Raw genomic sequence first — 9630 nt, 5'->3', positions numbered from 1 at the left:
TCCGTCTGGATCGATATCCATTTCTCGCTTAGCATTTGGCCACGGGGTTAGTGGAAGTTCGGAGAGCGAAACAGGTGGTCAATCAGGATCGAAGCAAGCGCCATGCAAGATGGCGTGCGGGAGCGGCGTGGGTTGTAACCGCCATGGTTATCTTGGGGATTGGTGGATGTACGTTGCCGGGAACCTCGTCGAAACATGCCTCGGCATTGCCTTCGTCGGTACAAAGCGATGACATTGCTCCCCTTTCCGCTGCCGTGAATCCGGAGGGTTTGCCCCCGCACTGGGAGACGTATCTCGTCACCCGCAACAAACGGCTCACCCATTACGAACAGACGATCGATAGCCAGGGCATCGCGGTGATTCGCGCCTCGGTCGACAAATCTGCGTCCGGCATCGCACAGACGCTCGACATTCCTGTGTACCCAGGCGCCAAGCTGACGTGGCGCTGGCGAGCGGATGCCATCCCCGCGAGTGCCGATATTCGCACGAAGGCATTCGATGACGCACCCGTTCGCATCGCCCTTGCGTTCGATGGCGATCCCGCAAAACTGACCATGCAAGATCAACTGCATCGCGAATTGGCGCGTATGGTCAGCGGTCGTGACTTACCGTTTGCGACCCTGATGTACACCTGGGGTGATGATAAATTCTCGGTGGACGATGTCGTCACCAATCCTTATACCGGTCGTATTCGCTCCCTCGTTGTCGAGCGCGGTGACGAGCACCTTGGAAGATGGCAGACGTATTCTCGCGATATCGCCAGGGATTATGAGAAAGCGTTTGGCGAGCCTCCAGGGCGTCTGATCGGTATTGCAATCATGAGCGACGGCGACAATACTCGATCGAAATTTACCGCATGGTACGGTGACATTCGTCTCGAAACGGAGGGTGTTCCCACGACAACGGCCGCGAAATAACGCGATCTCATTCGCATCAAAAGCGAAAAAGCCGGCAAGTGATACTTGCCGGCTTTTCTTATTCTCGCCCGAACGCAGGGATCAGGCAGCTTACGGATTGCGTCCAAAATAGGTCTCGACCAGCTTGACCCAGTACGTGCCGCCAAGCGGGAGCAGATCGTCGTTGAAATCATAACTGGCATTGTGCAGGTTGCACGGACCCAGGCCATGGCCGGTGTCCCGGTGCGTGCCATCGCCGTTTCCGATGAACACGTACGCGCCCGGCTTCTTCAGGAGCATGAACGAGAAGTCCTCCGCCCCCATCGTCGGTTCCACCGTGTCGTTGACGTTCTCGTTGCCGACCACCTCGCGCATCACGTCGGCACACAGCGCTGCCATGCCCGGATCATTGATCGTCGGCGGGTAATTGCGAAGGAATTCAATGTCCGCCGAGCAGCCGAACCCCTTGGCCACGAATTCGGCAATCTCTCGCAGACGTGTCTCAATGAGATCCAGGACCTCGATCGAAAACGTGCGAACCGTGCCGCCCAACCATGCCACATCGGGAACCACGTTTGTGGTGTCGCCCGCATGGATCTGGGTAATGGAGAGCACTGCGGCGTCGATCGGCCGCTTGTTGCGCGTGATGATGCTCTGCAACGCCTGCGCTACCTGCACAGCCGCAATCACTGGATCGATGCCGGCATTCGGAATGCCCGCATGGGTTCCCTTGCCGCGAAGCGTGATCTTGAATTCATTGCTCGAGGCCATCATGGGACCCGGCGTCACGGCGAACGTACCGGTCGGCGCGCCCGGCCAGTTGTGCATGCCGAACACCGCCTGCATGGGGAAGCGCTCGAACAGTCCGTCCTTGATCATCTCACGCGCGCCGCCGCCGCCTTCCTCGGCTGGCTGGAAAATCAGGTAGACGGTGCCGTCGAAATGGCGATGCGTCTGGAGATATTTCGCGGCGGCAAGCAGCATGGCCGTGTGACCATCGTGACCGCAGGCGTGCATCTTGCCCTCATGCTTCGACGCGTGCTCGAACGTATTCGCCTCACGAATCGGTAGCGCATCCATATCGGCGCGCAGGCCGATCGCACGCTCGCTGCTGCCTTGCTTGATGATGCCGACGACGCCGGTTTTACCGAGTCCGCGATGAATGGGGATACCCCATTGGGTCAACGTATCCGCCACCACGTCCGAAGTACGCTTCTCTTCGAAGCACAGTTCGGGATGCGCGTGAATATCACGTCGGATGGTCTGGAGTTCGCCACGAGCGGCGTCGATTTCTGGAATGAGCTTCATGTTTGGGTTTCCTGCGGGGCGCAATGGTCCATCTTACCCCTAATGACCTGGTCTGGCACCTTGGAGCAGAAACGTCCGATCGCTGCGCCAGACACGTCTGGAAAATGTCGCAAGCGACCGTGGCGCGGGGTGAGGCGGGGGGGAACGTAATACAATGTCGTCAACGTCGCGCCGTTGGCGGTCGCGGCAATTTCGTAAAGAGAGGAGTCGTTTCATGACGACCAACACCCGCGTCGTTCGGGCCGCATGCCCGCATGACTGTCCCGATACGTGCGCCATGCACGTTACAGTGGAAAATGGCGTCGCTATCAAGGTCCAGGGCGATCCGGACCATCCGACGACCAAGGGTGTCTTGTGTACGAAAGTCTCTCGATACACTGAACGAACCTATCATCCGGATCGCTTGTTGCATCCGCTCAAGCGCGTCGGACCGAAGGGGAGCGGGCAATTCGTGCCAGTCAGTTGGGATGAGGCGCTTGACGAGATCGCCTCGCGACTGGGGGCGATTGCGGCACGCGAGCCCGAAGCAATTCTCCCCTACAGCTATGCTGGCACGATGGGATTCGTCCAAGGCGAATCGATGGCGGCAAGGTTCTTCAACAAGCTCGGCGCGTCCGACCTCGATCGCACGATCTGTGCGAGCGCCGGCGCCGCGGGGCTGCGCTACACGTACGGCGCTGGTGTCGGCATGCACGTCGAACACTTTGTCGACAGCAAGCTGATTCTCATCTGGGGCAGCAATCCGATTACGTCGAGCGTGCATTTCTGGGCCATCGCGCAGGAAGCCAAGCGTCGCGGTGCGAAGTTGATCGCCATCGATCCCTATCGTTCGCTCACGGCGGAAAAGTGCCATCAGCACATTGCCTTGCTGCCAGGCACGGACGCGGCGCTGGCATTGGGCATGATGCATGTCCTGATCGATGAAGATCGCGTTGATCACGAATACATTGCGCGACACACGGTGGGCTACGCGCAGCTCAAGGAGCGCGTACGACGCTACACGCCGGCCCGCGTCGCGGAAATTTGCGGTATCTCCGAAGACACAATCACGACGTTGGCGCGCGAGTATGCGAACGCGAAGCCCGCGGCGATTCGTCTGAACTACGGCATGCAGCGAGCCAGAGGCGGCGGGCAGGCGACCCGCGCGGTCGCCTGCCTGCCGGCGCTGATCGGCGCGTGGCGCGATCCGGCGGGCGGGCTGCTGATGTCGGCGTCGGGTTACGCACCCGTTGATTCGGTGGCGCAGGCACGGCCCGATCTGCGGCCACATCAGGAAAAGCCGGCCCGCGTGGTGAACATGAGCGCGATCGGTGATGCCCTTTGCCATCCGGGCGACGATTCGTTCGGGCCGAAGATCGAGGCGCTGGTGGTCTACAACAGCAATCCAGTGGCGGTGGCACCGGAGTCGGGCAAGGTGGCGGCGGGCTTCGCCCGGGAAGATCTCTTCACCGTGGTGTTGGAGCATTTCCAGACCGATACTGCCGATTATGCGGACTTCGTGCTGCCGGCAACGACGCAGCTCGAGCATCTGGATATCCACAAGGCTTACGGCCATACCTATCTGCTGGCGAATAATCCGGCCATTGCGCCGCTCGGCGAAGCCAAGCCCAACTCGGAAATCTTTCGTCTGTTGGCGGGGCGCATGGGATGGCAGGAGGCTTGTTTCTCCGATACCGACGATCAATTGGCCGCGCAATCCATTCGCTGGGACGATGCTCGCATGGCAGGGGGTGACTGGGAGACCCTCAAGCGTGATGGGTGGATCCGATACGATCTGCCGGACGCGCCCTTTGCGAACGGGCAGTTCTACACGCCGTCGGGCAAGTGTGAGTTTTATTCCGAGCGCATGCTGCAGGAAGGTTTCGATCCGCTACCCGACTGGGTGCCGCCGTACGAATCGGTGGCGAGCAATCCGGATCTGGCGGCACGCTATCCCCTGGCAATGATTTCACCGCCCGCCCGTCACTTCCTGAATTCGAGCTTCGTGAACGTCGATAGCCTGCGTGCCTCGGTGGGAGAGCCGACGCTCGATATTCATCCCGCGGATGCCGCGCCTCGAGGCATTGAGAATGGCGGCGATGTGCGAATCTTCAACGATCGAGGCATCTTGAGCGCAAAGGCTCGGGTGACGGAGAAGGCACGTGAAGGCGTCGTGGTGGGTCTGTCTATCTGGTGGAAGAAACTCGCTCCGGACGGCAAGAATGCCAACGAGGTCACCAGCCAGCAGCTGACCGATCTGGGACGAGCGCCAACGTTCTACGATTGCCTGGTCGAAGTCGCGCCGGCATAAGACCGGTCGTCACGCCTGCCGATGCCGAGCTGACGCCGAGGAGCCCGCGATGCGTAACCCTGCTGCGATGCTCACACCGTTCCCGGTGTTCTCCGCATGCCGGCGTTCGATGTTTCGCGCCGCCGTGGGTTTAGCCGCCGGCTGGGCGGTACTGTTCGGTCTTGCCGGATGCGGCCAGGTCGGTTACTACGCGCAGTCGATTAACGGGCACTTCACCGTGTTGCATGAAGCGCAGCCGGTGTCCGATCTGCTTGCCGACCCATCGGTTGCCCCGCATTTGCGCACACGGCTGATAGAAGCCGAGCAAATCCGAAGCTATGCGGTGTCCGCGCTCGGTGAACCGGACAACGGGAGTTATCGTAGCTATGCGGACCTCAAGCGACCGTTCGTCGTCTACAACGTCTTCGCCGCGCCCGCGCTGTCGTTGAAGCTTCGCGAATCCTGCCTGCTGGTCGTCGGATGCGTCGAGTATCGGGGCTATTACTCTCGTGAATCCGCCGAGGCTTATGCGGCCGAGTTGCACCGAGATGGCTGGGAGACGTTCGTCGCGGGGATTCCGGCGTATTCAACGCTGGGCTATTTCGACGATCCACTGCTCAACACTTTCATCTATCTTCCGCGGGCGGAAGTGGCGCGGATGATTTTCCACGAACTCGCGCATCAGATTCTATTTGTTCGAGGCGATACGGCATTCAACGAGTCTTTCGCCGTGACAGTGGAAACCGTGGGCGTACGGCGCTGGCTGACGGCGCATCCCGACGCGGCCATGGAATACGAGCGATACGACGCGCACCGACGCCAGTTCCGTCAATTGGTGGAGGGTTATCGCAAGCGCTTGGAAACCCTGTACGACGGCTCGGAAACGAACGCGCAGAAGATCGCGACCAAGGACGCGCTGTTCGCCAGCATGCGTGCTGACTACGAGCGATTGAAGGCGTCCTGGGGTGGGTACAAGGGGTTTGACCTTTGGTTTGCCTCGCACTTGAATAACGCCAAAATCGGATCGTTCGCGACGTATAACCAGTGGGTGCCGGCGTTCATGGCGATGCTGGCGGAGGTGCATGACGACCTGCCAGCCTTTTATGCCGCCGTTAAAACCTTATCGAAGCGGCCAGAGGCCGAGCGCGTTGCAGCGCTCACCGCGCTAGACAGCACCCCGGCGGCCGCCGCAGCGCGCGACTTGCTCGACAAGCCGTTGCAGGCGCGGCGATAGACTGTCTGAGGAACACCGCAGAATCTGGATCCGAGCGTCCGAGCCCGGCGTTCGACGCGCGAAGGGCGAAGGGCGACACCGAGCCTTGAGCGTCAACGCGGCGCAGGTCGAACGTTGGAGATCCCGGATCTAAAGTGAGTGGCGGTGTCGCCGTTTCAGATGGGATACGGCGCCTCGCATCCCTCAGGCAATCACCGACTTCAGGTCGCCCAGCAGGGCATAAAGTTGCTTCTGCCTGTCTTCCGGCAGCCTTCCCAGGCGCTGCTCGATCCACTGTTCATGAGCACGAGCCATATCGGAGAACGCCTTCTTACCGCGTGGCGTGAGCTTGATCAGAAAGGCGCGCCGGTCATTGGCGACCGTCTGGCGCGTGACCCAGCCTTCCTTCTCCAACTGATCGGTAATACCCGTGACGTTTCCGCCGGTGACCATCATTCGCTTGCTAAGCTCCCCCATCTTCAGCCCCTCGGGGTGTCGGTCGAGTTGCGCGAGCAGATCGAAGCGAGGCAGCGTGCAATCGAAATCCTGGCGCAAGCGCGAGCGGATGTCTGTCTCGATCATGTTGGCGCAGGTGAGGAGGCGCAGCCATAGCCGCAGGGCATCGTGCTCGCGATCGTGGGCTCGGGTTTCGAGATCGAGAGAGTCGGCGTCGGCGAGGCTCATGGTGGGCAACGTAAAATTTACAGTATGGAAATTTTAGGTTTGAAATAAACCCTCGGTCAAGCTGGGGTCGTTACGAAGTCCTGGTGCACGCGATGCCAGCAACCGGCAAACGGTGGCAGCAGTTGCTGCTTCGCCGACACGATAAAAAAAGGGCACCCGAAGGTGCCCTTTCGTCAAAGCCTAAGTGACAGAAGCTGTCAGCTTAGAACTTGTGACGGATACCAGCCGTAACGGCGAACTGGTTCGTGCTGTTCGCGAAGCCTTGGCCGTTCATCGACGCGCCGCCAGGAGCGTCGTTGTTGGCGTGTTGCCACAGACCAACCAGGTACGTGTCCGTGCGCTTCGACAGGAAGTAGTCGACGCCCAGGTTGACTTGGTGGTACTTCGGCGAAATATCGGTCGTGCCCGATGCCAGCTTCGTCCAGGTGTACGTGTAAGCCAGGCCCAGTTGCAGGGCCGGGGTCAGCATGTACTTGCCGTTCAGTTCGACGTTGTCGAACTTCCAGCTGCCGCCGCCGATGTAGTCATACTTGCTGTGGCTGTAGACCAGGCCAACCGTAGCCGGACCGAAGGCGTACGAACCGCCTGCCGAAGCAATGTATGCCTTGTCGCTGGAGGCCAGGCCGCCGGCGGTCATCGCCGTGTTCTGGTCGCCGCTCAGCAGCACGCCGCTCGAGTTGCTGCCCGGTGCGCCGAGGTACAAGTAGCCAGCGCCCAAGGTCAACGGACCGTTGGCGTAGCCCATACCAACCGACCATGCACGGTTGTTCGCGAAGCCCGTGCCCGTCGAACCGTTGTTAGCCGAGTTCGAGAAGCCGTACAGAGCGCCAGCGCTGAAGCCGTTGTAGTTGGCGGTCGTGTACTTGATCGAGTTGTTGATGCGGAACGAGTTGTTCAGGTTGTCGTTATCGAACGGGTGAGCGCCCGAATACGTTGCCCATTGGCTGCCCGAAGCGAACGGACCAACGAAGTCAACTACGGAGTCGTACTGACGACCGATCGACACCGTGCCAGCCGTTGCGCTGCTCAGGCCAACGTAAGCTTGACGACCGAACAGGCGACCGCCTTGAGCCGACATGCCGTTGTTGACGTTGAAGCCGCTTTCCAGCACGAAGATCGCCTTCAGGCCGCCGCCCAGATCTTCAGCGCCCTTCAGGCCCCAACGCGAACCTTGCAGGTTGCCGCTGTTCAGCGAAATGTTCTTGGTGGCGTTGCCCGTGCCGGCAACGTTGCCGCCCGTCTTGTTCACGTACGTGAAGCCACCGTCGATGATACCGTACAGGGTCACGCTGCTTTGAGCGTGAGCAGCGCCAGCGAATGCGCCGAGCACACCCAGAGCGAGAAGCGACTTTTTCATTGAGTGATCTCCAAAGGATTGTGAGATTTGTTTAACAAGGTCACTAGTGATAACGTCCTTGCTAATCAACTTCGCGAGAAGTTGGACGTAATGTAACAAATTCACTGTGGGCGGCAAAGGAAAAGGCCGGTTTTGCGCGGGTTTGCGGCGTCCTTTGTTTCGTTTACGCAACAGCCCGCAAACCGGCGTCCAGCGGGGCTTTCATGCCTTTGCGCCCGCGCAAGGCGCGCCGGACAAAGGCGCGTATCATCCGTGACGGACGTGACGCAATCGTCTGGCGTCCCACATTGTGAAAAATCGAAGTGAGTTGAAAGTACGATGTTTTCCGACAGCCTGATCTCTGAACTTGACCGCGGCCTGCGAGCGATCGCCGGCGTTACGCAAGCCTCCCGCCCGACACCTGCTGTCGATGCTTCCCGCTCTACTATATTGAGTGACGCACCGATCGGCGACGACGCGTTGACGCCGCAAGAGCGGCGGCATGTTGCGGGCCTTATGCGCGTGAATCACGTGGGGGAAGTGTGCGCGCAGGCGCTTTATCAGGCGCAGAAGCTGGCGACAACGCGTCCGGAGCTGCGCTCCGCCTTCGAGCGCGCCGGCAAGGAGGAAGAAGATCACCTTGCCTGGACGGCGCACCGTCTCTCGGAACTCGGCTCGCGCCCGAGCCTGCTCAACCCGCTCTGGTATGCCGGCGCGTTTGCCATCGGCTTCGTGGCGGGCAAGTGCGGCGACAAAGTCAGCCTGGGCTTCGTGTCGGAGACGGAGCGGCAGGTCGAGCACCATCTTGATAGCCACCTCAACGACTTGCCACCGCACGACGTGCGCTCGCGCGCCATCGTTGACCAGATGCGCCGGGACGAGATCGAGCACGGTCAGGCGGCGCGCGACGCCGGCGGGATTGATCTGCCCGCCCCGGTACAGCGCGTAATGCGCGCGGCCGCGAAAGTCATGACGACGACGGCCTACTATATATAGAGCACTTGAAATAGCGCGCCCGAAATAGAGCACTTGAATAGAGCCCCTGAAGCGTTTCCTCGATTGACCCCCACCTCCCGTGTCGATCTTCCCCTCGTGTGGCGCGTGCCAACCGGCAGTTGCCGCGCCTTGGCTCGGCGTAAGTGCGCACTACTCGCTAGCGATAGTGCTGGCGGGCCTCCCGCGAGGCAGTATCTAAAGTTTGAGGTTCCACATTCACTATCGCAGTTATGTCTTTAATTTTCCTGACAAAATTCCGTTTTCCGGCTTTAGGAAAGTGAGCTAAGTCATTGTTCTGCCTAACAAATTCCCTCCGAAAATCGGGTGAAACGCTTGACCGCCCAAACACTCTCCTCTAAAGTGGGAAATAGTGTGAGAAAGTGTATTTTTGTGTGGTGTAGAGCACAAAATCTTTCTCGTTCGGCATGACGGGCAGGCGGACGAAACCTCACGGGAGCGCATGTGTTTCAGGGAGCCTCGGCACTTTCACTGGATGCGAAGGGACGGATGTCGATTCCGGCCCGGCATCGTGACGTGCTGCAAGGCGACGCGCAAGGCAAGGTGACAATCACCAAGCACCCCGACGGATGTCTGCTGCTGTTCCCGCGTCCCGAATGGGAAATCTTCCGCGGCAAGATCGCCGCACTGCCGATGGACGCGCACTGGTGGCGACGCATCTTCCTGGGCAACGCTGCCGACGTCGAGATGGATTCGGCGGGACGTGTCCTGGTGGCGCCCGAGTTGCGCGCGGCCGCGGGCATGGACAAGGAAGTCATGCTGCTGGGCATGGGCAGTCACTTTGAACTCTGGGATGCCGCGACGTACGCCGCCAAGGAACAGGCGGCAATGGCGCAAGGCATGCCGGATGCACTGAAAAACTTCACTTTTTGACAGATCAGGTGGTCCGACGAGCATGACGCACGCGGTG

Annotated in this window: 8 protein-coding genes; 5 read left to right on the top strand and 3 right to left on the bottom strand. The window is 60.2% G+C overall.

Annotated elements, in window-relative coordinates; all coding sequences use genetic code 11:
* The first annotated feature begins 74 nt into the window (after positions 1-74).
* On the top strand, positions 75-917 hold the full coding sequence (locus tag BGP02_RS20130; protein ID WP_157211505.1) for a DUF3047 domain-containing protein: 843 nt from the start codon (positions 75-77) through the stop codon (positions 915-917).
* A gap of 90 nt (positions 918-1007) precedes the next feature.
* Here BGP02_RS20130 and BGP02_RS20125 read toward each other — a convergent pair whose 3' ends face one another.
* The gene (locus BGP02_RS20125) at positions 1008-2204 is read right to left on the bottom strand and encodes a M20 aminoacylase family protein (protein ID WP_017234770.1); all 1197 of its coding nucleotides are present in this window, start codon (positions 2202-2204) and stop codon (positions 1008-1010) included.
* Between the two features lie 214 nt (positions 2205-2418).
* Between BGP02_RS20125 and BGP02_RS20120 the strand changes: the two genes are divergently transcribed.
* On the top strand, positions 2419-4494 hold the full coding sequence (locus BGP02_RS20120) for a molybdopterin-containing oxidoreductase family protein (protein WP_261939693.1): 2076 nt from the start codon (positions 2419-2421) through the stop codon (positions 4492-4494).
* Positions 4495-4561: 67 nt separating this feature from the next.
* Complete coding sequence (locus BGP02_RS20115) at positions 4562-5707, top strand: aminopeptidase (RefSeq protein WP_017234767.1); 1146 nt, start codon at positions 4562-4564, stop codon at positions 5705-5707.
* 183 nt (positions 5708-5890) lie between these two features.
* Here BGP02_RS20115 and BGP02_RS20110 read toward each other — a convergent pair whose 3' ends face one another.
* Both BGP02_RS20110 and BGP02_RS20105 read right to left on the bottom strand, forming a co-directional pair.
* Entirely contained in the window at positions 5891-6370 is a 480-nt protein-coding gene (locus BGP02_RS20110; RefSeq protein WP_017234766.1) for a MarR family winged helix-turn-helix transcriptional regulator, read from the bottom strand.
* 202 nt (positions 6371-6572) lie between these two features.
* Positions 6573-7727, bottom strand: coding sequence for a porin (locus tag BGP02_RS20105; RefSeq protein WP_017234765.1), 1155 nt, complete (start codon positions 7725-7727; stop codon positions 6573-6575).
* A gap of 318 nt (positions 7728-8045) precedes the next feature.
* On the opposite strand from BGP02_RS20105, the gene coq7 reads away from it, so the two are divergent.
* Together coq7 and mraZ are read left to right on the top strand one after the other, a co-directional pair.
* Positions 8046-8702, top strand: a complete 657-nt coding sequence (coq7, locus tag BGP02_RS20100) for a 2-polyprenyl-3-methyl-6-methoxy-1,4-benzoquinone monooxygenase (RefSeq protein ID WP_286799078.1) — start codon at positions 8046-8048, stop codon at positions 8700-8702.
* Positions 8703-9164: 462 nt separating this feature from the next.
* On the top strand, positions 9165-9593 hold the full coding sequence (mraZ, locus tag BGP02_RS20095; protein ID WP_026132111.1) for a division/cell wall cluster transcriptional repressor MraZ: 429 nt from the start codon (positions 9165-9167) through the stop codon (positions 9591-9593).
* Positions 9594-9630: the final 37 nt, after the last annotated feature.

Source organism: Pandoraea sp. 64-18, assembly GCF_001899225.1.
GTDB lineage: Bacteria > Pseudomonadota > Gammaproteobacteria > Burkholderiales > Burkholderiaceae > Pandoraea > Pandoraea cepalis.
The sequence above is the reverse complement of the archived record's forward strand: the minus strand, read 5'-3'. Positions and strand labels throughout refer to the sequence as shown.